This is a genomic window from Gilliamella sp. B2717, assembly GCF_026536675.1.
GTDB lineage: Bacteria > Pseudomonadota > Gammaproteobacteria > Enterobacterales > Orbaceae > Gilliamella > Gilliamella apicola_I.
Map to the genome: position 1 here is coordinate 94,736 of NZ_JAFNNQ010000019.1, position 26,327 is coordinate 121,062.

The window sequence follows — 26,327 nt, forward strand, 5'->3', positions numbered from 1 at the left end:
AATATTTTTTCATTCATATGGTTATAATGTTCATGAAGAATAGGGCGTTATATAAGATTTATAAGTAAAAATTAAATCTAGTTCAATGATTTATAATTACGAATTCAAGTTAATTTTTTAAAGCTCACTTATTAATTTATTATAGAATACCCAACTGGCTAAATACAATCCGTTAAATCATAAAAAATAAGCCTTTATGTTTACCATCAAAAAATACAAGCACAATAAATATCATGATAACAGCCAAAATAATTCTAAATTTTCTTTTTTTAAAAAGTTTTTCAATCGTGTTATTTAGATAAGTTCTATCAACATAACTCATATATAATATCAAAATAACCAATAAAACAGCTATTGGAACAGCTAAAACCATATCATTATTAATTATCATATTTTTGTTTAACTCATTATCTATATCTAACTATAAATGCAATTACCCGGAATTCTTTTTCTTAAAAATAATTGAAACGGTTATCGTAAAATCACTGTCAAAATTACCAAACCTTAAAACGATTTAATCAAAATCCTAATCCTAAATAATAATGTAACATTTATTATCTAGAACGCATAACAAAATTTATACAGATATGTTTTCACATTATTGGGGATTATCAAACTATGAACGATTAAATGAATTACATGATGAATTTTTAAATTTAGATAAAAAACTGGCGGTTAATGCGATGGATTTTGAAACTATTAGCGAACAATTAATAAGGTGTGGCGTAGTAGAAACCACACGTTCAGCAAATACTACTGCAATGTATGCGATTCAATGGGCGCATGGACAAACATTTGATTTTAACAAATCACAGGTTCAAATACACAGAGCACGTTTGAGAAAAATCGGCATCGACATAGCACAACGTTGCAATCTGGCAAAATTCAGCCCGATTTCTGTTCGAGAAATTCGACAGGTTACGGTATCTGATTGTCCAATTCCTGATTGGTACAAAATGCCACAGATATTTAAATTAGCGTCGTAAATTGGTTAGCTAAATGATGAAAATTCACGTACGTTTATCGTGGTGCGGATAATGTATATTATGTTAAATAATATTTATTGTTTAGGAATCCATAAATTCTGTTATTTTATCTGATGATAATACTATTTATTGCCTTACTGAGTTATAACCTATTCCTAATTAACATCAACATTCATACTTTAGCATTTAATATTTTTTGCCAAAATTTCTAAAGTTGAATGTTTATTTGTAACCAAAAATTATTTGAAATAAATGTATTGAAATTTGAATGAACCAAAACCAAAGCATTTTATTTAGATATGAAAATAATTTCGCTTCCTGACAATGGCATTTTTAAAACATGATTTTTAATTTTACCCCAAACTTGCATTTCACATGCTTTACAGTTAAATTTCAAAATGAGCTCTTCATTATTATTTTGTATTAACTTCATTGGAGTCACTTTTGTTTTGACACCTTGAATACCTTTAGCTTGTTTTGGACATAAATTGAACGCAAATCGCAAACAGTGTTTTGTTATCATCAAAGGAACATCATCTTTAATTTCATGAGCTTCATATGCGCTTTCTATTAATTGAACACCATGTTGTTTATAAAACTCACGCGCTTTATGATTATACACATTAGCTAAATAAGTTAATTGATTATCGGGGTAAATTGGTTTTGGATTAGTTTCAGGCTTACGCTTATTGGTTTGGTAGCTTGCTAACCTTGCTGAAGTTAATTTTTCAATAATGTCTCGTCTGAATTGATTAAGTTGACTGCTGGGAATAAAATAAATTATCGATAAATCGATAATAAGCTCAGACAAATAATAAATAGTTTGCCCAAGTTTAGATAGATTATCTTGAATATTTTTTAACGCTTTATCAGTTTGATTCGCCAAATCAAATTGACCAATCAGATCTAATTCGACACAAATACCCTCCTCACTTTTGGCTTTCAACTGAATTCCATTATCGATATTAGACAACACAAACGAAACACCAATACGACGATCGCTTGAATCTTTGAGTAAGTTTTGTTGCCATAAATGATCTAAATTACGATTAACAATAAAAGGCAATTTGATGGTATTAAGCGATTTAGGAATTTCATTAGGATAAACCCGATATTGATTAGCACCTAATTTATCGACTTTATCTGCTCGAAATCCAAACACTTCTCGTTTAATGAGGACATTTAGACCATCACCATTAGTTAACATTTTTTCAGATTTAATATCAATATACTGAGCGGTTACATTAGTTATTTCACCAATTTGTAATCCAATAAATTTTGGCGACTCAAAAGCACCAATGTCAGGTTTTCGACCAGTAACAAAATAGTCTGTATTACCACGGTTAAATGTTCGTGTTGGATCTGGTGTAAAAAAGTATTCTGTTTTGCCACTAGAAGCAGCCGTTAAATTCGATGAATTTGAAAGGATGTTATCCAATTTTTGTCGATAATGTGCAGTTATATTTTTTACATAAGTTAAATCTTTATAACGCCCTTCTATCTTAAACGATCTTACACCAGCTTGGATTAGCGATTCTAAATTATCTGATTGATAATTGTCTTTCATCGATAACAAATGCTTTTCGTAAGCAACAACACGTCCTTGATTATCTTTTAAAGTAAAAGGCAATCGGCAAGCCTGTGAGCAATCTCCACGATTAGCACTACGCCCAGTTTGCGCATGTGAAATATAGCATTGCCCGGAAAAAGCGACACATAACGCACCATGAATAAAAAACTCTATTTTTGCATCTATTTGCTTAAAAATAGTCGTAATTTCATTTAAGTTTAATTCACGTGCTAATACAATTTGCGAAAAACCAACATCGGATAAAAACTTTGCCTTTTCTGGCGTTCGAATATCCATTTGCGTACTGGCATGTAAGTCGATTGGTGGAATATCTAAATTTAAAATACCCATATCTTGCACGATTAACGCATCAACGCCTGCATGATAGAATTGCCAAATTAATTGTCTTGCAGATTCTAATTCATTATCATGAAGAATCGTATTTAACGTAACAAAAACTTTAGCGTAATAACGATGTGCAAATTCAACTAATTTTGCAATATCACTAACCGAATTTCCTGCATTATGACGAGCGCCAAAACTAGGCCCGCCTATATATACAGCATCTGCACCATGTAAAATTGCCTGCATCGCAATTTCAATATTTTTTGCAGGACTTAGTAATTCTAATTGGTTTTTATTCTGATATTGATCCATCTGTGACATCGTTTATTCTCAAAAATACTTATAATTTTTAGTGTTCTATTTTATTGACAAGCGTTATAGTGAATTCACTTAGACTTGTCAATAATAACGGGTTAATACTTTTATTTAATAAAATATTATTTTGTGATCTCTATTTAAAATAATTTCGTGCTTTTAAAGCCGCTATACGTTTGTCTAATGGCGGATGAGACATAAATAGTTCTGAAATTTTAATTTTTTTCGCACCATTTATACAAAATGCCATTATTGATGAATCTTCTTTAGGTTCGTAACTTGTTTTTAGCTTTTCTAATGCAGCAATCATTTTATTTGCACCTACCAATTTTGCCGAACCAGCATCAGCATGAAATTCTCGGTATCGTGAAAACCACATAGTAATAATACTTGCCAGAATACCAAAAACGGTTTCAAAGACCATAACAATTAGATAATAAATCATTTGGGATGATCCTCGATTACGTTCATCCATAGCTTGAGTTGCCAATGAAGCTAATAGTCTGGATATAAAAATAATAAATGTATTAATCACCCCCTGTAATAAAGTCATTGTAACCATATCTCCATTAGCAATGTGACTCATTTCGTGAGCAATGACAGCTTCTGCTTCATCTTGTGACATCGTACTTAATAAACCAGAGCTAACGGCAACCAATGAACTATTTTTACTTGCTCCTGTAGCAAATGCATTCATATCATTAGCTTCATAAATAGCCACATCTGGCATTTTTAAACCAAGCTGTTCAGCTTGATGATGAACAATATTTAATAACCATTGTTCTTGAGCATTGGCCGCACGTTTAATCAGTTTTCCTTTAACCGATTTTAATGCTATTGTTTTAGAGAATAAAAGAGATATATATGAACCACCAAAGCCAAATATACCTGCAAAAATCAATAATCCTAAAGTACTGTGAGCATCTACCCCCAATATACTTAGGATAATACCAAAGACAAACATTACTGCTAAGTTAGTCAGTATAAATAGCCCTACTCGCATCATAAATCTACTCCATATTGTTTTTAGCTTTTAATAAAAAAGCCTAGAAAATTGCCTATTATATTAATTCAACAAAAATACTTCTTTCTATTAGATAGGATGGCTATATGTTGTTATATAGAATGATCAGTTAGTTAGTTTTATTTTTGAAAAGATTAAAGCATTGCAGATAGTTTGGAGGAGACCCTATCAGCCACATCCCACACACATATTTTTTACTTTGGCTGCTTCCTTCCGGACCTGACCTGATGAGCAAAGAAATGTTGCAAGAGGACCCATAGAGCCTCCATTGAGGAGGTCGTATTATGCTTGAATCAATTAATTAATACAAACATTTTTTTAATAAAAAAAATTGAACGACCTTTCTTTAATCAATCAAAAAAAGGTCGTTTAATTATCACACGAATACTTACCTAACTTTTAAAGCGTTAGGTTTTTTTCTACGCGATCTCTAAATTTAATTCCTGGTCTAAAGGTAACAACCCGACGAGCAGAGATATCTACACTTTCACCCGTTTTTGGATTTCGACCCGGTCGTGAATTTTTATCACGAATAGTGAAATTACCAAACCCAGATAATTTAACAGGTTCCCCTTTTTCTAAAGCCACTCGTATCTCTTCAAAAAAAAGTTCAACAAGGACTTTAGCTTCTTGACGATCAATATTAAATTTATCGGCAAGACGATCTGCAATATCAGCTTTAGTTAATGTCATAATTATTATTCTCTTAATAGGGCTTTGAAACGAATTTGTAAAGCAGTAACACACCTGCTTACAATGTTTGTTATATCTTCTTCTTCAAGTGTACGTGATTTGTCTTGTAAAATCAAACTGATAGCAAGGCTTTTTTCATCATCCTTAATGTTATCGCCTTGATAAACATCAAACAGATTAACTTTGATAAGTTGCTCACCACCAGCCTTTTTACACTCAGAAATAATATCTGCTGCTGGAATTGTATTTGAAACGACAATAGCAATATCTCGTTTATTTGACGGATATTTTGATACGTCCTGAGCCGACGGTACCTTTTTGTTATTAATTTTAGCTAAATTTATTTCAAAAACAAGCGTTTTACCATTTAAAGATAATTTTTTTTCAATTTCTGGATGCAAAACACCTAAATAACCAATAATTTCATCATTTACAAAAATAGCGGCACTTTGTCCTGGATGTAAAGCAGACAAATTAGATTTTTCATAGCGTACGTCTTGAGCACATCCTAGAATCGAAAATATTGACTCAATATCCCCTTTTAGATCATAAAAATCAACAGCTTTTTTAGGTAATGTCCAATGTTCTTCATATAAATTACCCGTAATTACACCCGATAACATTTGTTCCTGACGAACACCAAATTCACTTTTATCGTCTGGAATAAAGCGTAAGCCAGTTTCAAACAATCTAATTCTTGATTGTTGTCGGTTTTGATTATATAACACTGCGCCTAATAATCCAGTCCATAGTGATAAACGCATAACTGACATTTCACTTGAAATAGGATTAGGTAAGTGAATTTGGTTTAAATTGGGATGCAAAATTTGTTGTACTTTTGGATCAACAAAACTGTAAGTTACAGCTTCTTGATAACCTTTATCAACTAATAAATCTTTTATTCTAGCTAATGAAATTTGACCTTCTGGTTTTGGCTGCATGACAGACTCAATGTTTAGGTTGGCGTTTGGAATATTGTTATATCCATAAATACGCGCCACTTCCTCAACGAGATCTTCTTCTATCTGTATATCAAAACGCCAACTTGGTGCTTCAACTGACCAAATTTCATTTTTATAATTAACTTTACATCCAAGTCTTTCTAAAATATCAGTGATTTTTTGTGTATCAATTGTATAACCAATTATGCTATCAATTTTATTACGGCGTAGTTGTATGTTAGCTGATTTTGGCAATTCAGTTGAACTGGTTTTGTCAACAATCGGTCCGACCTCACCGCCACAAATATCGAGGATAAGTTGTGTTGCTCTTTCCATCGCAATGCTTTGTAAAGCTGGATCAACTCCTCTTTCATACCGATGAGACGCTTCAGTATGCAGACCATATTCACGAGCTTTCCCGGTAATAGCTAATGGTGCAAAGAAGGCCGATTCAAGAAAAATATCTTTCGTCGATTGAGTCACACCAGATTTTTCTCCGCCCATGATACCGGCTAAGGCAAGTATTTTATCATGATCCGCAATAACTAAAGTTTGATCATTCAATTCAGTTTCATTGCCATTAAGTAAAATAACTTTTTCACTTTTTCGAGCATATCTCACAATAATGCCCTTTTCTATTTCGGCAAGATCAAATGCATGCATTGGATGACCAAGCTCTAACAAAACAAAATTTGTTATATCGACAACCGCATCAATAGACCGTATTCCACCACGACGTAATTTTTCTTTCATCCAAAGTGGGGTTAATGCGTTTACATTGATATTTTTGATAACACGCCCTAAATAACGAGGCGCAGCTTTAGGCTCATCAATTTGGATTGATAATGTATCTGAAATTGTTGCAGGCACGCTTTCAACTTGAAGTGATTTCATTGGAATATTGTTCACTGCTGAAATATCACGAGCGACACCAATGATTCCAAAACAATCAGCTCTATTTGGCGTTACACTGATGTCAATTGAAACATCGTTAAGATTCAGGTATTCACGAATATCTTGCCCTAAAGGAGCATCATCAGGTAATTCAATTATGCCATTATGATCGTCCGTTATTCCAAGTTCTGAATAAGAGCAGAGCATCCCTTCTGATGGTTCACCTCGCAATTTTGCGGCTTTAATTTTAAAATCACCGGGTAAAATTGCACCAACAGTTGCACAAGCAACAGTTAATCCTTGACGACAATTTGGAGCACCACAAACAATATCGAGTAATTCTGGTTTTCCAATATCTACTTTGGTAACTCTTAGCTTATCTGCATTTGGATGTTGCTTACATTCAACAACTTTCCCGACTACAACTCCCGAAAAGTTACCGGCCACTTCCTCAACATCATCAACTTCTAAGCCTGCCATGGTTAATTGATCGGCTAAGGTATCGCTACTTATTTCTGGATTGATCCATTCACGTAGCCAACTTTCACTAAATTTCATGTTTTGATCTCCAGAATTAATTAAATTGCTTTAAAAAACGTAAGTCATTCTCAAAGAAAGAACGTAAATCAGTGACACCGTAACGTAACATGGTTAATCTTTCGATTCCCATACCAAAGGCAAAACCACTATATACGTCTGGATCGATACCTACATTTCGTAAGACATTAGGATGTACCATTCCGCACCCTAATACTTCTAACCATTTACCATTTTTAGCTTTAATATCAACTTCGGCAGAAGGTTCGGTAAACGGAAAATAAGCGGGTCTAAAACGAATTTCCATATTATCTTCAAAAAAGCAGTGAAGAAAATCATGTAATAGCCCTTTCAAATGGGTAAAACTAATATTTTTATCAACTAATAGCCCTTCCATTTGGTGGAACATTGGTGTATGAGTTTGATCGTAATCATTACGATAAGTTCTGCCCGGTGCAATAATTCGAATTGGTGGTTTTTGATTTTCCATGGTACGAATCTGTACGGTAGAAGTTTGAGTACGTAATAAACGTTTAGCATCAAACCAAAAAGTATCATGATCTGCTCTAGCAGGATGGTGAGCAGGGATATTTAATGCATCAAAATTATGATAATCATCTTCAATTTCTGGACCTGTTTCAACAACAAACCCGAGTTCACCAAAAAACTCAACTAAACGATGAATCGTTTTGGTGACAGGATGTAGGCCACCGAGTTCAAGTGTTTTACCTGGTAAAGTGATATCAATTGTTTCATTGGCAAGCTTCGCATCAAGAGCTTGACGCTCTAAGAAACTTCGTTTTTGATTTAATAATTCGACAACTTCTTGTTTAGCATCATTAATTTTTTGACCTACAGCTGGTCGCTCTTCCGCAGGAACATCACGTAATGAAGCCATTTGTAACGTAAAATAGCCTTTTTTACCAAAATATTCCACTCGGATCTGTTCGATCATATTAATGTCATCAGCACTTTCAATAGCGGATTTGGCATTGCTTACCAGTTCAACTAATTGAGACATAAAATTCTCCTGCTTATTGTTCATTACATAAAAAAAGCCTCTTTCTGAGGCTTTTATAATTATCTTTCGTTTTTCATTTGCCTCACGAATGCATATCGTCATTAAAGCTAAAAAAGAAACGAAAAATAATTAATATCATCATTAATTCACTTTGTTAAAATAACTATTGCTATCCATAACGATAAAAGCCGAGATAACTCGGCTCTTATAAAGCAATTATAGTGCAGCTTTTGCTTTTTCGACTAATGCAGCAAATGCATTTTTGTCGAATACAGCAATATCAGCAAGAATCTTACGATCGATTTCAATTGATGCTTTCTTTAATCCATTGATGAAACGGCTATAAGAAAGACCACATTGACGAGCTGCGGCATTGATACGTACAATCCATAATTGACGGAATTGACGTTTACGTTGACGACGGTCACGATAAGCATATTGTCCAGCTTTGATTACCGCTTGGAAAGCAACACGATATACACGTGAACGAGCTCCGTAATACCCTTTTGCTTGTTTTAAAATTTTCTTGTGACGTGCACGAGCAATAACACCACGTTTAACACGAGCCATAAATAATATCCTCTAAATAATTAACCAATAAATTAAGCGTATGGAACACACGCTACAACTAAACCTAAATCACCTTTTGACACAGTTGTCAAACCACGTAAATGACGTTTACGTTTGGTTGATTTTTTAGTTAGGATATGACTCTTGTTAGCTTGCTTATGCTTGAAGCCACCAGAAGCTGTTTTTTTAAAGCGCTTTGCTGCGCCTTTTACTGTTTTAATTTTAGGCATTTTACTAATTCCTACTTCGCATTGTTAATGACAATGAAAAAATGGTGTAATTCTCAATAAAATTAAGAATTAGCTTGATGAACCATTATTTCTTCTTCGGCGCAAGCACCATGATCATTTGACGACCTTCAATCTTAGTTGGATAAGATTCAATCGTTGCCAAATCAGCTAAGTCTTCTTTAATGCGATCAAGCATTTCAGTCCCTAACTGCTGGTGAGCCATTTCACGTCCACGGAAACGTAGCGTGACTTTAGCTTTATCGCCATCTTCAAGAAAGCGTATCAGGCTGCGGAGTTTTACCTGATAGTCGCCTTCGTCTGTACCAGGTCGGAATTTAATTTCCTTAACCTGAACAACCTTTTGCTTCTTCTTCTGTTCTTTTGTTGCTTTACTTTTTTCATAGAGGAACTTGCCATAATCCATAATTCGACAAACAGGTGGTTCTGCATTAGGGCTTATTTCAACTAAATCTAAAGCAGCTTCTTCAGCTTGTTTTAAAGCTTCATCCAAGCTAACAATACCGAGCTGTTCACTATCGACGCCGGTTAATCTCACCTCGCGAGCAGTAATTTCATCATTGATTTTATGCGCACGTGTTGACTGAATTCGTTTACTGACTTTAATATCTCATTCCTCCAAATTAATTTATCTTTAATTCATCTGTTCTAATGAACGACTATGAATTTCGTTAAGCAACAATTCTATAACATGTTTCACTTCAAAGCTACCAAGATCTTTACCTTGACGCGTTCGAACTGATATTTTACCTGATTCCATCTCTTTGTCACCACAGACAAACATATAAGGAACACGTTTTAGAGTATGCTCGCGGATTTTAAACCCAATTTTCTCATTTCTCAAGTCTGCTTTTGCTCTAATTCCAACTTTTTGCAGTTTCTCGGTCAATTGTTTAGCATATTCAGCTTGATTATCGGTAATATTGATAACTGCAACTTGCAATGGTGCTAACCAAGTAGGGAAGAATCCCGCACAGTTTTCTGTCAAAATTCCCATAAAACGTTCCATTGATCCTAAAATTGCGCGGTGAATCATGACAGGAACATGACGCTCATTATCTTCACCCACGTAAGTTGCATCTAAACGCTCTGGTAACATAAAGTCAAGCTGAACTGTTCCGCATTGCCATGCACGACCTAAACAATCGTGTAAAGTAAATTCGATTTTTGGTCCGTAGAAAGCACCTTCACCCGGTAAATATTCAAATTCTATGCCATTTTCAGTTAAACACTCAGCTAAGTCTTTTTCTGCTAAATCCCATGTTTCATCTTTACCAATTCGTTTTTCCGGACGAGTTGATAATTTTACAGTTATGTCTGTAAAGCCAAAAGTACTATAAGTATCATAAACCATTTTGATACAGCTATTTACTTCACTACGAATTTGACTTTCTGTACAGAAGATATGGGCATCATCTTGGGTAAAACCACGAACACGCATTAAACCATGTAAAGATCCAGAAGGTTCATTACGATGACAACTACCAAATTCAGCCATACGTAATGGTAAATCACGATAAGATTTTAAACCTTGATTAAAAATTTGAACATGTCCCGGACAGTTCATTGGTTTAATACAGTATTCTCGATTTTCAGAAGAGGTAACAAACATTAATTCTTTATAGTTACCCCAATGTCCTGTCTTTTCCCATAAAACACGATCCATCATAAAAGGGCCTTTCACTTCTTGATAATCGTATTCTTTTAATTTGGTACGAACAAATACTTCAAGCTCACGGAAAATAATCCAACCGTCATTATGCCAAAACACCATTCCTGGCGCTTCTTCTTGCATATGGTAAAGATCAAGCTGTTTACCGATTTTACGATGATCCCGTTTAGCTGCTTCTTCTAAAAATTGCAGATAACTATCTAATTGTTTTTTATCTGCCCAAGCTGTGCCATAAATGCGTTGTAACATTTTATTATCACTGTTACCACGCCAATAAGCGCCAGCAACTTTTTGTAATTTAAAATGGTGGCAAAAACGCATATTAGGAACATGAGGACCACGACACATGTCAATATACTCTTCATGATGATAAAGTGCTGGCGTTGAATCTTTCGGAATATTTTCATCCAAGATTGCAATTTTATAAGGTTCACGTCGTTCCCAAAAAACTTCTCTTGCTCGTTCCCAGCTCACCACTTCTTTTTTTACTTCATAATCTTTTTTAGCCAATTCATGCATACGTTTTTCTAATGCATCAAGATCTTCCTGAGTTAAAGAGTGATCTAGATCGACGTCATAATAGAAGCCATTATCAATTGTGGGACCGATTGCCATTTGCGTATTTGGCCAAAGTTGTTTTATTGCATGACCTAACAAGTGAGCACATGAGTGACGAATTATTTCAAGTCCATCTTCATCTTTTGATGTGATAATCGCTAGAGTTGAATCATGCTCGATCAAATCACAAGCATCTTTACGTTCACCATTAACTCGCCCAGCAATACACGCTTTGGCAAGGCCTGCTCCGATACTTTGAGCAACTTCTAAAACACTAACAGGCTTATCAAATTGACGTTGACTTCCGTCAGGAAGAGTAATAATTGGCATATAAAATCCTTATAACAGTGGTGCGCCACACGAAAGCGCACATGCGTACATAAAAAATTGACCGTGTATAATACCATTTATGTGCTATTTTTCAAATAGACATATGCTTTATCTTGTCACTGTTTTATCAACTCATTATGAGAACAATAATAATTGATTAACTCAATTAAAAATAAGTTACTTTGTAGAGTGATTAAAGTTTATAATTTTCTGCCTATAAATGAAAAATTTGATTGTGAAAAATGATGAAAATATGGATTGATGCTGATGCCTGCCCTAACCCTATTAAAGAAATCCTATATCGGGTAGCGAATCGTAAATCAATAATTATAACTTTAGTTGCAAACCAATGGTTAACTATTCCCACGTCTCCGTTTATAAAAAGATTACAGGTAGTAAATGGCTTTGATGAAGCTGATAATAAAATAGTTGAATTAGTTGAAAAAAATGATTTAGTAATCACGTCTGATATTCCATTAGCCTCTGATGTGCTTCATAAAGGGGCTTTTGTGCTAACACCACGAGGTGAACCTTTCACATTAGAAACCATAAAAGAGCGACTTGTGATGCGAGACTTTATGGAAACAATGCGGGCTAGTGGTATACAATCTAAAGGACCTTCTGCATTTTCAAACAAGGATAGAGAAAAATTTGCCAATCAACTTGATAAATTAGTTTGTGAATTATCAAAAGAAGGGTAATCATTTTTTATAGTGCATAATTCTTAAATTTTCAGAAACAGCTCTCTACTTTTGAATGGTTTTGAACCAACATAAGGCTTTAATGCCATTCGAGTAAACCGTTTAGCCGCTTTTAATGTATCCTCATCACAAAATTGACGATAACCTAATGCCAATACTTCTTTACCCGTAAAGCTGGTACTATTTTCAAGTAAACTACTGATAAAACCCTTTTCTGACTGATATTGATAATACATCGATTCGATAATTTCATCCCCCGTTGCACTACAATGAAAAAAATCAATGTGATAGCCTAAACTTTCTAATAATGCTAATTCAAATGAACGTAACACATTTTCAGCCGGAACTAGCTGCGCTAATTGTTGCAAGCTTTTAAGATAGTGTTCAAAAAGTGTAGGTACGCCAACTTCGGGAACTAAAACTCGATGCAATAACTCATTCAAATAAAAAGCACTATATAACGATACAGAAAAAAGCGGCAACGTTAGCGCTATACCTTCAACTTGTCGTAAAGTTTTTATTTCACCCATACCAGAATATTGAACAATAATGGGGGTAAAAGGTTGTAAAATGCCCTTCAATGAAGATTTTTTACGTCTAGCCCCTTTGGCTAACACCGTTATTTTCCCTGCATTTTCAACAAATAAATCGACTAATAGACTTGTTTCACTATAAGTACGAGTATGTAAGACAAATGCCCTTTGCCAATTTTCCATTTAAAATGCCTTTTATCATATAACTATAATTTTGATTAAAAAGAGTGCTTGATTAAAAAATGAATAATTTTTTTAAATTTTCAACTGAAATTAAACTAAATTTCCGATATAATCAATAGCTAACTAATGAGATGATTATAGGATAACTAATAGAAAACCATGGAACTTTTTTCAACAATATTACTTATAGTGCTAATTGTATCACTTTCAGGTGTGGTAATAAAATTACTACCATTCCAAATTCCGTTACCACTTATGCAAATACTACTGGGTTGTGTTTTAGCAGCTTTTGGTATTTATGTAAAATTTGACCCTGAACTATTTCTGGTATTGTTCATACCTCCATTGCTTTTTGCAGATGGACGAAAAACATCAGTCAAAGACTTTGTACATAATGCCAGAGAAATTGTTGGATTAGCACTCGTTCTTGTCGTTATTTCTATAATTGCATTAGGTTACCTTCTAAATTGGATGTTACCAAAAGTTGAATTAGCTGCCGCACTCGCGTTAGCTGCAGTACTATCACCTACCGATGCCGTTGCACTAGGTGGAATAGTCGGTAAAGGGCGTATAGAAAAAGAAAAAATGGAGATTATTGAAGGCGAAGCTTTAATGAATGATGCATCTGGTCTGGTATCATTAAAATTTGCTATTGCAATTGCAACGGGCTTGCTTGAATTTAATTTATTACAAATTAGTCTTTCTTTCTTTGTTGTCGCTCTTGGTGGCTTAGCTGTTGGTGTTTTATTTACTTGGTTATATGCACGTATTTTACGTTTAATTAATAAATTAACCCACAATGATCCCGCCATCCAAATTGTTTTACTATTCTTACTTCCTTTTGCTGCCTATATCCTTGCTGAAGAATGTCACTGTTCAGGGATTTTAGCCGCTGTGAGTGCTGGTATGACTGTTAACCATTCTGGTATGATGCGCAACGCCCCTTTGACCGCTCGTTTACAATCAGATAGTACATGGTCGATGTTAACATTCGTATTCAATGGATTTGTCTTTATTTTATTAGGTATTCAATTACCAAGTATTTTAAATAATACTTTTGCTGAAAACCAAACAGACTCCTCTATTGAAGTATGGCAATTATGCTTTATTGTCGTGTTTGTATTTATCGTATTAATGGGAACACGATTTGCTTGGTTATGGGCTATGAAACATATGCCTACTTTACCATTTGGAACAAAACGTCCACTTGCATTCCGTTCTTATACTACACGCGATCTTTGGATTTCCACTTTTGCTGGTGTTCGCGGAGCTATTACCCTAGCGGGTGTATTATCTATTCCAATGACAATTGGTGGTCGTTATCAACTTGTTTTTATCGCAGCTGGCATTATTTTAATTTCATTAATTACTGCGGTTATCGTCTTACCTATTTTATTACGAGGTAGTGTTATTTTAGATAACTCTCAACAAGATAATGAAATTTTGACAGTTAAGGGGCAAATGGCGGAAGAAGCTATTGTGAGTCTTGAAAAAATGCAAAACAATTTACTTCAAGAAACGTCTGAAGCGGGCTTAGATCAAGAAATAATACATGAAGTTGGTTCACGTGTTATCGGTTCTTTAAGACGTCGAACAGGATTAAAAGATTTAGAACAAAAAGCGATGGAAGCTGAAAATCTTGAAAGACGTATGCGTCTTGTGGCAATCGGTGCAGAACGCACAGCTTTACTACAAATGAAAGTTCGTAATGAAGTGAGTGAAGAAACATTTGAACATTTAAATACTGACCTCGATATTTATGAAAAAATGATATCTGGAGATTCATAAATGATAACAAACAAACATCAGTTTTTAGGCCATATTCATTCACAGTTTGTTGACAAAGCCCCTCATGTTTTGGGGCTAACTTTACGTTGTATTCCGTTTAATTTGAAAAAACAGGCAATTGAACAACTATTACAACTACAATTTAAACATTCTTTAGAAGATGGTGATCTCGTTTTTTTAGAAAATCGTTGGTTAAAAATTGAAGTTACCGATCTTCAACTTACTTGGTTTGTTAGCTTAATTGATAATAAACTCGTAGTGAGTCGAGAGGAAATTGCTGATGTAAGTTTTATTGGTAATGCAAACGATCTGATTATGATAGCAACTCGGCGCCAAGATCCAGACACCCTATTCTTCCAACGGCGACTAATCGTCGAAGGTGATACAGAATTAGGACTGTATGTAAAAAATCTAATGGATTCCATTGAACTTGATTCAATGCCTAAACTTTTAAGGCTGACCCTTGAAAAAATGGCCAACATTATAGAATCTGCGCCGAAAAATACATTTTAAACTAATAACAGCTATGGGGGATTATATTTCCCCCTTTTTTATTGATTATATCATCCCCCTATCTTACTTTTTCTTACCTATACTATTAATAAAACAGGTATGAATTCTCTAGAAAAGATTGTTTAAATTGCCTATTTATCTGTTACTTAAAAAAATATTATCATCATATTGTGATTAAAATCACAATGTGGCAAAAACTTGATTTTCCTATCTGGTTCATTGTGGCTTAATGAATATTCCTTATCTTTATGGTGCATATAGAAAATGGAGAAAAATTATGCTCAAAAGAAAGACTAAATTCTTCATGTTTGTTTTTTTGACAATACCTTTTTTTGGGCATTGTTTAGGTTTTCATAACAAAAAAGAGTCGGATTATATGATTGAACATTTCAAATTTAATAATGGAAAAACTGAAAGTATAAAAATACATTACACTACTCTTGGCAATCCTGACAACAAACCAATTTTAATATTGCATGGTACAACTGGAAGTGGTAGCGCAATGTTAAATAATAGCTTTGGTCATGCATTGTTTGATAAAGGAATGCCATTAGATGCTGAAAAATATTTTATTATCCTCCCCGACGCAATAGGCACGGGTAAATCGTCTAAACCTTCTGACGGTTTAAAAGGCGATTTTCCTCATTATGATTATACCGATATGGTTAATGCTCAATATCAACTATTAAAAAATAAGCTAAATATTGAGCATATAGCATTAATCATCGGTAACTCAATGGGAGGAATGAATACATGGAAATGGGTAACGATGTATCCTGATTATATGACAGCCGCTATTCCTATGGCTGCTACCCCTGCGCCAATGTCCAGCCGTAACTGGATTATGTGTAAAATGGTTATCAATGCTATCAAAGATGATCCCGACTGGAACAAAGGTTTTTATACCAAACAACCCGAACAGTTTCAATTAGTCTATAATTACTACAATATCGCAACTAATGGCGGTGACATTGCATGGCAAAAGCAAGCATATAATACGGAAGAAACAGAAAAAATATTAAAAGATAAATTAAACGAACGTGTTACGATGGATACTAACGATTTTTTATATCAATGGGATGCGGCAAGAAATTATGATCCAACCAAAGATTTAAATAAAATCAAAGCACGAATTTTAGCTATCAACTCTGAGGATGATGAAAGAAATCCAGCTTCGACCGATTTAATGGAAAAAGCCATACAGAAGATTCCCAATGCAAAGTACTACTTGATTCCAGCTTCTGAAAAAACTACCGGACATGGCACAACAATGATAGCGGACTTATGGAAAGCCCAATTGATTCTTTTTCTAGAAGAGAATAATTTAAATTAATAGTTGATATTATTTACTCATGAAGTGAATAAATACGCTTAACTATTCACTTCTTTCTTATTAAAAAACTCACAATTAACTAACCTAATATTATAAATAATATAACCATTTTTTAAACTTGTAATCTTTCTAATTTTTATCCGTGGATATTAAACGAATAAAGCCATTTGTTTCAACAAAAATTACTTACTTATATGGCAAAATAAATACGTTTAAATAATTTAAATTAAGTAAAATATTGTATAATTTAGGTAAGTGACAGATCAAAAATCATCAAGAGTAAAACGATAAAATGAAAAATAACGCCAAACAACCTACTTTTTACTTTCACGATTATGAAACATTTGGTATTAATCCAGCTCTTGATAGACCCGCTCAATTTGCGGGTGTTCGAACTGATGTTGATCTCAATATTATTGAAGAGCCTTTAGTTATATATTGTAAGCTAGCACCAGACTATCTACCTAATCCTGAAGCGGTTCTCATTACGGGTATTACTCCACAACAAGCAAATCAAAAAGGAGTGAATGAAGCTCAATTTACCAAATTAATTCATCAAGCATTTAGTGAACCCAATACTTGCATTTTAGGTTATAATAACATTCGTTTCGATGATGAAGTGACCCGCAATATCCTTTACCGTAATTTTTACGACCCATACGCCTACTGTTGGCAAAATGGTAATTCAAGATGGGATCTTCTTGATGTAGTAAGAGCGTGTTATGCCTTACGACCTGAAGGTATTCATTGGCCAACCAACGATTCGGTTTATCCCAGTTTTCGGTTAGAACATTTAACCAAAGCAAATAATATTACGCATGAACATGCTCATGACGCAATGTCAGATGTGTATGCCACTATCGCCATTGCAAAATTAATTAAAGAAAAACAACCTAAATTATTTAACTATTTTTTTACATTGCGCAATAAAAATAAAGTTGCCGAACTTATTGATATAATCAATATGACCCCTCTGGTACATGTTTCGGGTATGCTGGGTAGTTATCGAGGAAATATGTCATTAGTATGCCCTATCGCTTGGCATCCGCTACAAAATAATGCCGTCATAGTTTGTGATCTCACTGGCGATATTGATTCAATTATTGATTTACCAGTAAATATAATACGCGAAAAACTTTATACAAAAACGGAAGATCTTGAACTTGATGAATCTCGCATTCCATTAAAACTCGTCCATATTAACAAATGCCCTATCCTTGCACCGATAAAAACTTTACTACCTGAAAATGCTAAACGATTTTCAATTAATATTGAAGAATGCTTAAACAAACAACAAAAGCTATTACAAAATCAAATTTTGTTGCAAGATAAAATGCGAGAATTATTTAGCTTAAGTCATGATTATCCGGCTAATACGGATGTAGATGCACAAATATATAATGGATTTTTGAGTAATCAGGATAAACTATATTGTGAAACAGTACAAACAACGCCAGTACAGTTATTAGATAGTTTATCTCTGAAATTTGAAGACCCTCGCTTAAGTACACTTTTTTTTCGATACAAAGCTCGAAACTTTCCTCAAATCCTAACTCATCACGAACAGATGATTTGGCAAGATTATTGTCGTGATAAACTAAATACGCCTAAGATTCAAGATTACATTTTAACTTTAGAATTACTTGCTGAAACTTATGTTCAACAACCCGAAAAATTAGCTTTGATAAAACAGCTTTATCATTACTGCCATTATTTAGTTGGATAATTAAAATTGAGGGGCGTATTATAGACGCCAAATAAAGCAGTCTGTTATCAACAATCAAACAAGTTATTAAATTTTAGACTATGAAACATTTTTTAGCTAAACACGCCACAATCAAACATCGATTATATTCTTTATACTATTCGTTGTTTAGTTATGGTCGCGGTTTATTAATTTTAACGTTAAGTCTTTGGGTGGGTAATTTCATCTCTCAGCTCTTACCCATCATGATTCCTGGTAGTATTATCGGTCTTTTAACCCTATTCTTTTTATTAGCTTTTCAAATTATCCCTACTCGTTGGATAAAAAATAGCTGCAATTTATTTATGCGTTATATGACATTACTATTTATTCCTGCTGCAATGGGGATAATGGATAATTACACATTGCTATTAAATAATTGGTTACCCATCATTTTTGGAAGTATTGGTAGTTCACTGTTGGTATTACTATTAACAGCTTGGTTGACAGAAAAACTTCATAAAAAAACAGCCAAAAATTTCGATTTATCAGATAATAATAAGGAAAAACCACTATGATCTGGATGTTACCTTTAACTGTTTGTGTATTTCTGATTATTCGAAAAATTGCTTTTAAAATTAAAACACCATTATTTAATCCGTTAGTGATTTCGGTGATAGTGCTTATTCCAATTATGATAATAAGTCAAACCAGTTATTCAGAATATGTTAGTAATGTCGATATTATAAATAAATTATTACCTTATTCTGTTGTCGCTTTAGCCTTTCCGCTCTACGAACTCATTCCACAAATTAAAGCCCGTTGGAAGTCAATTATCATTATCACCTTTAGCGCGTCAATTGCTTCAATGATAACTGGCGTCAGTATTGTATTTTGGTTAGGAGGAAATACCGAAATAGCTGCGTCGGTTTTACCAAAGTCAGTCACTACGGCTATTGCTGTGACGATTGCCAACAACGAAGGCGGTGTTCCGTCAATCGCAGCCCTTTGTGTTATATTGGTTGGCACATTAGGGGGAATTTTTGGTCATCAAATATTAAATATAGCAAAAATAAAATCCGCTTCTGCTAGAGGATTATCAATAGGTGCAGTCTCACACGCAGTTGGTACTGCTCGATGTATAGAAGTTGATTATAATGAAGGCGCATATAGTTCTTTATCATTAGTATTATGTGGTATAATGACGTCTTTAATAGCTCCATTTTTATTTCCAATTTTAGTCTTTATTTTTAACTGGTTCTAACATGAAATTAAAAAAAATAATTAAAAATTTATTTAGTCTTTGCTTCTTACTCATATGTGTAATTGCTGGCTTGGATTATTGGATAAGCTATGAAACCGCACCTTATATATACCACGATGTAAATAAACTACCCTATCAAAACGTAGGTGTAGTACTTGGTACCTCCAAATATGTTCGAGGTGGTGGTAAAAATGTTTTTTATCAAAATCGAATTAATGGCGCAATATCCCTTTATAATCAGCATAAAGTCGATTATCTATTACTCAGTGGTGATGGTGAAGATTCTTTTCAAAGCTACAATGAACCCGTCACGATGAAAAAAGATTTAATTAAAGCGGGAATCCCTAGCGATGCAATCGTATTAGATTATGCCGGATTTAGAACATTGGATTCAGTTGTCAGAGCCAACAAAGTTTTTGACGCTAAAAGTTTTACAATTATTACGCAAGAATTTCATTGTGAACGAGCAATATTTATTGCATTAGCCCAGAACATTCAAGCACAATGTTTTGCTGTTCCTGCACCAGATAGTATGAAATTAGTCAGAATTCGTGAAACATTAGCTCGTGTTAGTGCCTTCATCGATCTCTATATTTTGAATAAAGAACCTAAATATTTGGGTCCTGTAATTCCTATCATATCTGAAAAATAATTAATTTTTAAATTTGAACATCATTAAATTTTCAAATTTTATCATAAAGATAAATACTAGATTCATTTAGAATACTATTTGTCTCATATTTTAGATTGCATTTTTATGCAAAAAAAAGTAATATTTAGTCAATTTTTTTAATTTAGCCAACATTTATAATGAATATTGAATTAAGCCATATTAACTGTTTTTATGGTACTCATCATGCATTGAAAGATGTTTCACTTAGTTATCCTCTAGGTGAAACTATTGTATTATTAGGTCAAAGTGGCGCAGGAAAAAGCTCTTTACTAAAAGTATTTAATTTACTTGAAATACCAACATCAGGTGAAATGACAATAGCTAATTCCCATTTTGATTTTTCCAAAAAAATCAGTGATACCACTATCAGACAATTACGTAAAAATGTGGGTATGGTTTTCCAAAACTATAATTTATGGCCCCATTTAACGGTGCTTGAAAACTTGATTGAAGCACCTTGCCAAGTACTAAATTTATCTAAAAAAGAAGCGACTGATAAAGCAATGTTGATATTACAACGTTTGCAAATTGACGAAATGGCAAATCGCTATCCTCTGCACCTTTCGGGTGGTCAACAGCAACGAGTAGCAATTGCCAGAGCATTGATGATGGAGCCACAAATTTTGTTGTTTGATGAACCTACAGCAGCATTAGATCCGGCTATTACATCACAAGTTGCTGAAATTATTAACGAACTTTCGCAAACAGGAATAACGCAGATTATTGTAACTCATGAAGTCGATTTTGCTCGTAAAGTCGCTTCACAAGTGATTTATATGGAACACGGTAAAATTATTGAGCAAGGACAATTAGAATGTTTTGCTCATCCTAAAACCGAAGAATTTAAAGCTTATTTATCACATTAATGATTATAAAATTGGGTGGAGATATGAAAAAAACTTTATTTGCTATTTTGCTTGCCAGCGTTGCATTGACGTCTCAAGCATCTGAAAATTTAACTATCGGTACAGAAGCCACTTATGCACCATTCGAATTCACCAATGACAAAAACGAAATTGTCGGGTTTGATATTGATGTGATCAACAAAATCTGTGAAGAAATTAACGCTTCTTGTAAAATTGTTAATCAATCTTTTGATGGATTAATTCCTAGTTTAAAAACGCGTCGAATTGATGCAGCAATTGCTGGGATAGACATCACGCCTGAACGTCAAAAACAAGTTGATTTTACAAAGATTTATTACGATGATAGCTCAATTCAATTTATTACATTGAAAGACACTTTAACAGATTTGGAACAACTAAAAGGTAAACGAATTGGTATTCAAAAAGGGACAACCTATTTGAAATATTTAAATGAAAAATATCCTGACGTGAAACCTGTTAGTTATGATAGCTATCAGTATGCGTTTTTAGATTTAAAAGCTAAACGAATCGATGCGATTGTAGCCAGTTCTTTAGTCGCGGGTGATTGGTTAAGTAAGGAAACAGATATTGTTGCTTTAGGTGATAAAATTACCGATCATGATTTTTTTGGAGAAGGTTTAGGCATTGCCTTACGTAAAGGCAATGATCAGTTAAGAGAACAGTTTAATCAAGCACTTGATAAATTAAAATCAAATGGTGAACTTGACGCCATCTATAAAAAATGGTTTAACAAATAGCTAATAAACTATCAAATTTGATATTATTGTGATCTCGCCGCTTAAAATGCGGCGAATTTATTTTTTAATTTAAATACGGTTTTTTTATGTCAGACTTTTTAGCATATGCAATGAACTGGATAATGTCCTTAATGGACGGTTTTATCGTGCCTTTAACAAAAGCAACATCCATCACATTGTCATTAGCTTTTGTATCAATGATTGTTGGTATAGTTTTTGCTTTTATTTTCACAATTCTAGAATCCGTTCCATTTAAACCTGTTGCATGGCTAATGTCTTTAATTAGCCTTACGATTCGAGCACTACCTGAATTATTAATTGTCGTTGCAATCTATAATGGTTTACCATTTCTTTTAATGGCACTAGATGATGGATTTGATATGTCATTGATATTTACCTCAGTTCATATCCAAATGCATATTGCCAATACTCAGCCCGATCCGTTTTTATGTGGTGTCATTGCATTATCGCTACTTTATGCAGTTTATGCATCCCAAACGCTCAGAGGTGCATTTAAAGCTATACCAAGTGGACAAAAACAGGCTGCTCAAGTGCTTGGTTTAAGTAAATTTAGAACTTTCTTTCGTATTATCATACCACAAATGTGGCGCCATGCTATACCAGGATTAAGTAATCAATGGTTGATATTATTAAAAGATACCGCACTAGTCTCAGCCATTGCAATCAATGATCTAATGATGCAAACCAAAACGATTATTGCACGAACTAATCAACCATTTCTATGGTATGCGATCGCAATGGTAATCTATTTGATTATTTCAATCTTAAGTCAAAAAGTGATTGAACGAATCGAAAAACGTGCAACTTATTTTGAACAACCCTCTTCTGCCAAAAGTTTGTAAGGTTAAATTATGTCTGATAATTTTGTTTATTATCTTAAAATCATCCTACAAGGTCTTCCTGACACGTTAAGTCTGGGAATTTTAGGTATCTTAACTGCGGGGCTTTTGGCTATCGTTTTTTCATGCTTATTATCACTTAATCATTTTGTATTAACAAAGGTAATACGTACTTATATTATTATCTTTACGGGGTCTCCCCTATTAGTTCAGTTATTTTTAATTTATTATGGCCCCTCACAGTTCGCTGACTTTTTAAGTCAATTTCCGCGATTTTATGATCTCATATCTTCGCCTTGGTTTTGTGCTTATTTAGCTTTAACGCTAAATAGTGCGGCGTATACCACACAAATTTTTTATGGTGCTTTAAAATCTGTTCCACAAGGACAATGGCAAGCTTGTGAGGCTCTTGGTATGAATAAACGACAAACCTTAAAAATTGTCATGCCTTATGCTTTAAAACGAGCCTTGTCCACCTATTCCAATGAAGTCGTTTTTGTTGTAAAAGGCACCGCCCTAGCCTCGATGATTCCGGTAATGGATATTATGGGGTATAGTAATCAGCTTAATGGTGATTATTACGATTTTTCAATATTTATTGTTGCAGGATTCGTTTACCTCTTGATAAATGGATTATTAAGCACCATTATGAGGATAATAGAGAAAAAAGCCCTCACATTTGAAAACTAATATGAGCCAATTTGATTCAACATCTTTTTTAAAAACAGTCCCACATAAACCGGGCATTTATCAGATGTTTAATGATAAAGAGACGATTATTTATGTGGGTAAAGCTAAAGATCTGAATAACCGACTAAAAAGCTATTTTAATAGTAGTAAAAAAACACTGAAAACGGATATGTTAGTTAGCCATATCCATCGTATTGAATTTACGATTACAAATACCGAAACCGAAGCCCTACTATTAGAACAGACTTACATTAAAAAACATCAACCACGTTATAATGTTCTTTTAAAAGATGATAAAAGCTATCCTTTTATTAAATTAAGTAAAGAAAGACATCCACAATTATCACTTTATCGTGGGGCGATTAATCGCAAAAAAGATGAGTTTTTTGGTCCTTATCCTAGTGGATATGCAGTTAAACAGATTTTAGCGCTATTACAAAAAACGTTTCCGATTAGACAGTGCTTGAACACCACCTATCGGAACAGAACTCGCCCCTGCCTGCAATATCAGATTAAACGCTGTTTAGGACCTTGTGTGCCGGGATTAGTGAGTGATGAAGATTATAACGAACAAGTTAATTATGTGAGATTATTTTTATCAGGACAATCCGATCAGATCTTACAAAAAATCACTGAAGATATGCTAAAAGCAAGTAATGAACTCAATTTTGAAAAAGCAGCAGCATTACGTGATCAGTTACAAGCCATTAAACATATCAACGAAAAACAAGCCATTTACAACAATAATGATAATTTAGATGTTATTGGCTTCCACTACGAGTTTGGTATAGCTTGTATTTATGTCTTATTTATCCGAAATGGACAAACCTTTGGGCATCGTTCTTATTTTCCTAAAGTACCATCAAATACTGAATTGGAAGAAGTAATAGAAACCTTTTTAGGGCAATTTTATTTGCAAGGCAACCAAAATCGTAATATTCCGAAAAAGATCCTACTCAATTTTTCGTTGTCGGATAAACAACCCATGGAAGAGACACTGTCACTTATTGCTGAGCATCAAGTCAAATTGGTTGATGAGCCCAAAGGCGATAATTTAAAGTTACTCAATATTGCAACCGTCAATGCGCAAACTGAAGTGAAGAATAAATTATTAACCAATTCGACAAATAAACAACGTTACGATGCACTTAAAACCTTTTTGGGCATTGATAAAATCAATCGTATGGAATGTTTTGATATCAGTCATTTCATGGGAAAAAACACAATAGCCTCTTGCGTTGTCTTTGATGATAAAGGTCCGGTAAAATCGGAATTTCGCCGCTACAATATTACGGGTATTACACCGGGGGATGACTATGCAGCAATGGAGCAAGTATTAACAAGACGTTACAATAAAAAAGATCTGCCTGATGAAAAAATACCTGATGTTATTTTTATTGACGGTGGTAAAGGACAGTTAAACCAAGCTTTACAAGTATTTGAAGGGCTCAATGTCAATTGGGACAAACATCACCCTATTTTAGTGGGGGTGGCAAAAGGTGCTGAGCGAAAAGAAGGTCTTGAAACATTATTTTTTGAAGCGCATGGAACCGGACATTATCTTGATGACCATTCGCCTGCTTTATTACTTATCCAACAAATTCGTAATGCATCGCACGATCATGCCATTGTGGGGCAACGAAAAAAAGGGGTAAAACAACTCACCGATAGTGCTTTAGAACACATTGAAGGAATTGGTTCAAAAAGACGGCAAGCATTACTTAAACACTTTGGTGGTCTAAGAGAATTAAAAAATGCCAGTATTGATGAAATAGCCCAAGTGCAAGGAATATCTAAATCGTTAGCTGAAAAAATTTATTTAAATTTACAACAATAACACATTGAAAAATTATGATATTTCAGGCAACATAAGCATTAAGAAACCCCGTTTTTTTAATTTTTGTTAATCTATTGATTAATTAAACAAAAAAAGAGCTTATGTCACATGAAAATCAATCTTCCTACTTTATTAACGTTATTTCGAGTTATTTTAATTCCTTTTTTTGTGCTGGCTTTTTACTTATTTCCAACTGAATGGTCTGGTTTTTTTTCGGCATTAATTTTTCTAATTGCTGCAATAACCGATGTGTTTGATGGTTATTTAGCTAGACGTTTAGGACAAACGACCAAGTTTGGGGCGTTTCTAGATCCAGTTGCAGATAAAATTATTGTCACAATAGCCCTAATTCTGATCACTCAATATTATCAAGCATGGTGGATTTCTATTGCGGCTATAATTATCATTTCACGTGAAATCATTATCTCTGCTTTGCGTGAATGGATGGCTGAGGTTGGAAAACGGAGTAATGTTGCGGTTTCATCTATAGGCAAGTATAAAACTATCGCCCAAATGACAGCCCTAACATGGCTCCTTTGGCGCCCTTGCGATATTGTAATATATGCAGGCCTTGTCGCACTATTTATTGCAACAGTTTTAACGTTAATATCAATGGTGCAATATTTATGGATTGCACAAAATGATTTTTTCGATAATAAATAGGTTTCCAAATGATCGTTTTAAGGCATAAATGATTAAAGCAATATGCCATTTTAAAACGACCTATTTTGCTGATTATTAATACAATGGTGTAATTTACATTCAGAATAAAGTTAAACATTAATCAATCAAACAATTTATCTAAAATTTCTATTGACTGAAAAGATAAGACAGGTAAAATGCACAGCATCCGAAACGCAATTACCTTTAGGTAACTAAGTTTTGAGCCCGGGTGGTGAAATCGGTAGACACAAGGGATTTAAAATCCCTCGGCCTTTTT

At 33.9% G+C, this 26,327-nt stretch carries 24 protein-coding genes, 1 other RNA gene and 1 pseudogene; 15 read left to right on the forward strand and 11 right to left on the reverse strand.

Going from position 1 to position 26,327, the window contains the following annotated elements:
* Window positions 1-587: 587 nt before the first annotated feature.
* Window positions 588-986 carry a phage/plasmid replication domain-containing protein gene (locus J3U35_RS04195; protein ID WP_267359769.1) on the forward strand — a complete coding sequence of 133 codons (399 nt, stop codon included), beginning with the start codon at window positions 588-590 and terminating at the stop codon, window positions 984-986.
* Between the two features lie 289 nt (window positions 987-1,275).
* On the opposite strand, the gene J3U35_RS04200 is transcribed toward J3U35_RS04195, so the two are convergent.
* The 10 genes from J3U35_RS04200 to thrS all read right to left on the reverse strand — a co-directional run bounded on the left by J3U35_RS04200 (window position 1,276) and on the right by thrS (window position 11,704).
* Window positions 1,276-3,213: a peptidase U32 family protein gene (locus J3U35_RS04200; RefSeq protein WP_267359872.1), complete on the reverse strand. Its 1,938-nt coding sequence runs from the start codon at window positions 3,211-3,213 to the stop codon at window positions 1,276-1,278.
* 139 nt (window positions 3,214-3,352) lie between these two features.
* Window positions 3,353-4,222, reverse strand: coding sequence for a protease HtpX (htpX, locus tag J3U35_RS04205; protein ID WP_267359771.1), 870 nt, complete (start codon window positions 4,220-4,222; stop codon window positions 3,353-3,355).
* A gap of 181 nt (window positions 4,223-4,403) precedes the next feature.
* Window positions 4,404-4,499, reverse strand: an RNA gene (gene ffs / locus J3U35_RS04210) — signal recognition particle sRNA small type.
* 140 nt (window positions 4,500-4,639) lie between these two features.
* Window positions 4,640-4,933, reverse strand: coding sequence for an integration host factor subunit alpha (locus J3U35_RS04215; RefSeq protein WP_065557741.1), 294 nt, complete (start codon window positions 4,931-4,933; stop codon window positions 4,640-4,642).
* Between the two features lie 5 nt (window positions 4,934-4,938).
* The gene (gene pheT, locus J3U35_RS04220; RefSeq protein ID WP_267359773.1) at window positions 4,939-7,326 is read right to left on the reverse strand and encodes a phenylalanine--tRNA ligase subunit beta; all 2,388 of its coding nucleotides are present in this window, start codon (window positions 7,324-7,326) and stop codon (window positions 4,939-4,941) included.
* Window positions 7,327-7,342: 16 nt separating this feature from the next.
* Window positions 7,343-8,326, reverse strand: a complete 984-nt coding sequence (gene pheS, locus J3U35_RS04225; RefSeq protein WP_267359775.1) for a phenylalanine--tRNA ligase subunit alpha — start codon at window positions 8,324-8,326, stop codon at window positions 7,343-7,345.
* Window positions 8,327-8,542: 216 nt separating this feature from the next.
* Complete coding sequence (gene rplT / locus J3U35_RS04230) at window positions 8,543-8,896, reverse strand: 50S ribosomal protein L20 (RefSeq protein WP_024496189.1); 354 nt, start codon at window positions 8,894-8,896, stop codon at window positions 8,543-8,545.
* A gap of 32 nt (window positions 8,897-8,928) precedes the next feature.
* On the reverse strand, window positions 8,929-9,126 hold the full coding sequence (gene rpmI / locus J3U35_RS04235) for a 50S ribosomal protein L35 (protein WP_065557738.1): 198 nt from the start codon (window positions 9,124-9,126) through the stop codon (window positions 8,929-8,931).
* Window positions 9,127-9,211: 85 nt separating this feature from the next.
* Window positions 9,212-9,751 carry a translation initiation factor IF-3 gene (infC, locus tag J3U35_RS04240; protein WP_065557737.1) on the reverse strand — a complete coding sequence of 180 codons (540 nt, stop codon included), beginning with the start codon at window positions 9,749-9,751 and terminating at the stop codon, window positions 9,212-9,214.
* 27 nt (window positions 9,752-9,778) lie between these two features.
* The gene (thrS, locus tag J3U35_RS04245; RefSeq protein WP_267350967.1) at window positions 9,779-11,704 is read right to left on the reverse strand and encodes a threonine--tRNA ligase; all 1,926 of its coding nucleotides are present in this window, start codon (window positions 11,702-11,704) and stop codon (window positions 9,779-9,781) included.
* A 245-nt stretch (window positions 11,705-11,949) separates the two neighbouring features.
* On the opposite strand from thrS, the gene J3U35_RS04250 reads away from it, so the two are divergent.
* Window positions 11,950-12,405 carry a YaiI/YqxD family protein gene (locus J3U35_RS04250; RefSeq protein ID WP_267359777.1) on the forward strand — a complete coding sequence of 152 codons (456 nt, stop codon included), beginning with the start codon at window positions 11,950-11,952 and terminating at the stop codon, window positions 12,403-12,405.
* Window positions 12,406-12,428: 23 nt separating this feature from the next.
* Here the strand turns inward: J3U35_RS04250 and recO are convergent, their stop codons facing one another.
* On the reverse strand, window positions 12,429-13,121 hold the full coding sequence (gene recO / locus J3U35_RS04255; protein WP_267359779.1) for a DNA repair protein RecO: 693 nt from the start codon (window positions 13,119-13,121) through the stop codon (window positions 12,429-12,431).
* A gap of 159 nt (window positions 13,122-13,280) precedes the next feature.
* Here recO and J3U35_RS04260 point away from each other — a divergent pair, with 159 nt between their 5' ends.
* The 13 genes and pseudogenes from J3U35_RS04260 to pgsA all read left to right on the forward strand — a co-directional run bounded on the left by J3U35_RS04260 (window position 13,281) and on the right by pgsA (window position 26,050).
* Window positions 13,281-14,909 (forward strand): Na+/H+ antiporter, encoded by a 1,629-nt coding sequence (locus J3U35_RS04260; RefSeq protein WP_065557733.1) that lies wholly within the window; start codon window positions 13,281-13,283, stop codon window positions 14,907-14,909.
* Window positions 14,910-15,422 (forward strand): ubiquinone anaerobic biosynthesis accessory factor UbiT, encoded by a 513-nt coding sequence (ubiT, locus tag J3U35_RS04265; RefSeq protein ID WP_267359781.1) that lies wholly within the window; start codon window positions 14,910-14,912, stop codon window positions 15,420-15,422.
* A gap of 277 nt (window positions 15,423-15,699) precedes the next feature.
* A complete protein-coding gene (locus tag J3U35_RS04270) occupies window positions 15,700-16,755 on the forward strand; it encodes an alpha/beta fold hydrolase (protein ID WP_267359783.1) in 1,056 nt (351 codons plus the stop codon).
* A 292-nt stretch (window positions 16,756-17,047) separates the two neighbouring features.
* Complete coding sequence (gene sbcB / locus J3U35_RS04275) at window positions 17,048-18,481, forward strand: exodeoxyribonuclease I (protein ID WP_267359785.1); 1,434 nt, start codon at window positions 17,048-17,050, stop codon at window positions 18,479-18,481.
* An 80-nt stretch (window positions 18,482-18,561) separates the two neighbouring features.
* Window positions 18,562-19,017, forward strand: coding sequence for a CidA/LrgA family protein (locus J3U35_RS04280; RefSeq protein WP_267359787.1), 456 nt, complete (start codon window positions 18,562-18,564; stop codon window positions 19,015-19,017).
* Window positions 19,014-19,703 (forward strand): CidB/LrgB family autolysis modulator, encoded by a 690-nt coding sequence (locus tag J3U35_RS04285; protein WP_267350978.1) that lies wholly within the window; start codon window positions 19,014-19,016, stop codon window positions 19,701-19,703. Before J3U35_RS04280 ends, J3U35_RS04285 begins: the two co-directional genes overlap by 4 nt.
* Before the next feature lies 1 nt (window position 19,704).
* Window positions 19,705-20,340 (forward strand): annotated as a pseudogene (locus J3U35_RS04290) (SanA/YdcF family protein); the annotation flags it as partial.
* A gap of 173 nt (window positions 20,341-20,513) precedes the next feature.
* Window positions 20,514-21,242 (forward strand): arginine ABC transporter ATP-binding protein ArtP, encoded by a 729-nt coding sequence (gene artP / locus J3U35_RS04295; protein WP_267359791.1) that lies wholly within the window; start codon window positions 20,514-20,516, stop codon window positions 21,240-21,242.
* Window positions 21,243-21,265: 23 nt separating this feature from the next.
* Window positions 21,266-22,000, forward strand: coding sequence for a transporter substrate-binding domain-containing protein (locus tag J3U35_RS04300; RefSeq protein WP_267359793.1), 735 nt, complete (start codon window positions 21,266-21,268; stop codon window positions 21,998-22,000).
* A 131-nt stretch (window positions 22,001-22,131) separates the two neighbouring features.
* The gene (gene artQ, locus J3U35_RS04305) at window positions 22,132-22,863 is read left to right on the forward strand and encodes an arginine ABC transporter permease ArtQ (RefSeq protein ID WP_416380676.1); all 732 of its coding nucleotides are present in this window, start codon (window positions 22,132-22,134) and stop codon (window positions 22,861-22,863) included.
* Between the two features lie 9 nt (window positions 22,864-22,872).
* Entirely contained in the window at window positions 22,873-23,550 is a 678-nt protein-coding gene (gene artM, locus J3U35_RS04310; RefSeq protein ID WP_267350988.1) for an arginine ABC transporter permease ArtM, read from the forward strand.
* Window position 23,551: 1 nt separating this feature from the next.
* Window positions 23,552-25,387 (forward strand): excinuclease ABC subunit UvrC, encoded by a 1,836-nt coding sequence (gene uvrC, locus J3U35_RS04315; protein WP_267359797.1) that lies wholly within the window; start codon window positions 23,552-23,554, stop codon window positions 25,385-25,387.
* A 108-nt stretch (window positions 25,388-25,495) separates the two neighbouring features.
* Window positions 25,496-26,050 carry a CDP-diacylglycerol--glycerol-3-phosphate 3-phosphatidyltransferase gene (gene pgsA, locus J3U35_RS04320; protein WP_267359799.1) on the forward strand — a complete coding sequence of 185 codons (555 nt, stop codon included), beginning with the start codon at window positions 25,496-25,498 and terminating at the stop codon, window positions 26,048-26,050.
* Window positions 26,051-26,327: the final 277 nt, after the last annotated feature.

Coding starts and splice junctions, on each gene's coding strand:
- uvrC (WP_267359797.1), top strand. CDS start 23,552: ATGAGCCAATTTGATTCAACATCTTTTTTAAAAACAGTCCCACATAAA.
- artP (WP_267359791.1), top strand. CDS start 20,514: ATGAATATTGAATTAAGCCATATTAACTGTTTTTATGGTACTCATCAT.
- thrS (WP_267350967.1), bottom strand. CDS start 11,704: ATGCCAATTATTACTCTTCCTGACGGAAGTCAACGTCAATTTGATAAG.
- J3U35_RS04260 (WP_065557733.1), top strand. CDS start 13,281: ATGGAACTTTTTTCAACAATATTACTTATAGTGCTAATTGTATCACTT.
- J3U35_RS04270 (WP_267359783.1), top strand. CDS start 15,700: ATGCTCAAAAGAAAGACTAAATTCTTCATGTTTGTTTTTTTGACAATA.
- pheT (WP_267359773.1), bottom strand. CDS start 7,326: ATGAAATTTAGTGAAAGTTGGCTACGTGAATGGATCAATCCAGAAATA.
- J3U35_RS04280 (WP_267359787.1), top strand. CDS start 18,562: ATGAAACATTTTTTAGCTAAACACGCCACAATCAAACATCGATTATAT.
- recO (WP_267359779.1), bottom strand. CDS start 13,121: ATGGAAAATTGGCAAAGGGCATTTGTCTTACATACTCGTACTTATAGT.
- J3U35_RS04215 (WP_065557741.1), bottom strand. CDS start 4,933: ATGACATTAACTAAAGCTGATATTGCAGATCGTCTTGCCGATAAATTT.
- ubiT (WP_267359781.1), top strand. CDS start 14,910: ATGATAACAAACAAACATCAGTTTTTAGGCCATATTCATTCACAGTTT.
- rplT (WP_024496189.1), bottom strand. CDS start 8,896: ATGGCTCGTGTTAAACGTGGTGTTATTGCTCGTGCACGTCACAAGAAA.
- pgsA (WP_267359799.1), top strand. CDS start 25,496: ATGAAAATCAATCTTCCTACTTTATTAACGTTATTTCGAGTTATTTTA.
- J3U35_RS04200 (WP_267359872.1), bottom strand. CDS start 3,213: ATGGATCAATATCAGAATAAAAACCAATTAGAATTACTAAGTCCTGCA.
- J3U35_RS04300 (WP_267359793.1), top strand. CDS start 21,266: ATGAAAAAAACTTTATTTGCTATTTTGCTTGCCAGCGTTGCATTGACG.
- J3U35_RS04285 (WP_267350978.1), top strand. CDS start 19,014: ATGATCTGGATGTTACCTTTAACTGTTTGTGTATTTCTGATTATTCGA.
- J3U35_RS04195 (WP_267359769.1), top strand. CDS start 588: ATGTTTTCACATTATTGGGGATTATCAAACTATGAACGATTAAATGAA.
- pheS (WP_267359775.1), bottom strand. CDS start 8,326: ATGTCTCAATTAGTTGAACTGGTAAGCAATGCCAAATCCGCTATTGAA.
- sbcB (WP_267359785.1), top strand. CDS start 17,048: ATGAAAAATAACGCCAAACAACCTACTTTTTACTTTCACGATTATGAA.
- J3U35_RS04250 (WP_267359777.1), top strand. CDS start 11,950: ATGAAAATATGGATTGATGCTGATGCCTGCCCTAACCCTATTAAAGAA.
- artM (WP_267350988.1), top strand. CDS start 22,873: ATGTCTGATAATTTTGTTTATTATCTTAAAATCATCCTACAAGGTCTT.
- artQ (WP_416380676.1), top strand. CDS start 22,132: ATGGACGGTTTTATCGTGCCTTTAACAAAAGCAACATCCATCACATTG.
- rpmI (WP_065557738.1), bottom strand. CDS start 9,126: ATGCCTAAAATTAAAACAGTAAAAGGCGCAGCAAAGCGCTTTAAAAAA.
- htpX (WP_267359771.1), bottom strand. CDS start 4,222: ATGATGCGAGTAGGGCTATTTATACTGACTAACTTAGCAGTAATGTTT.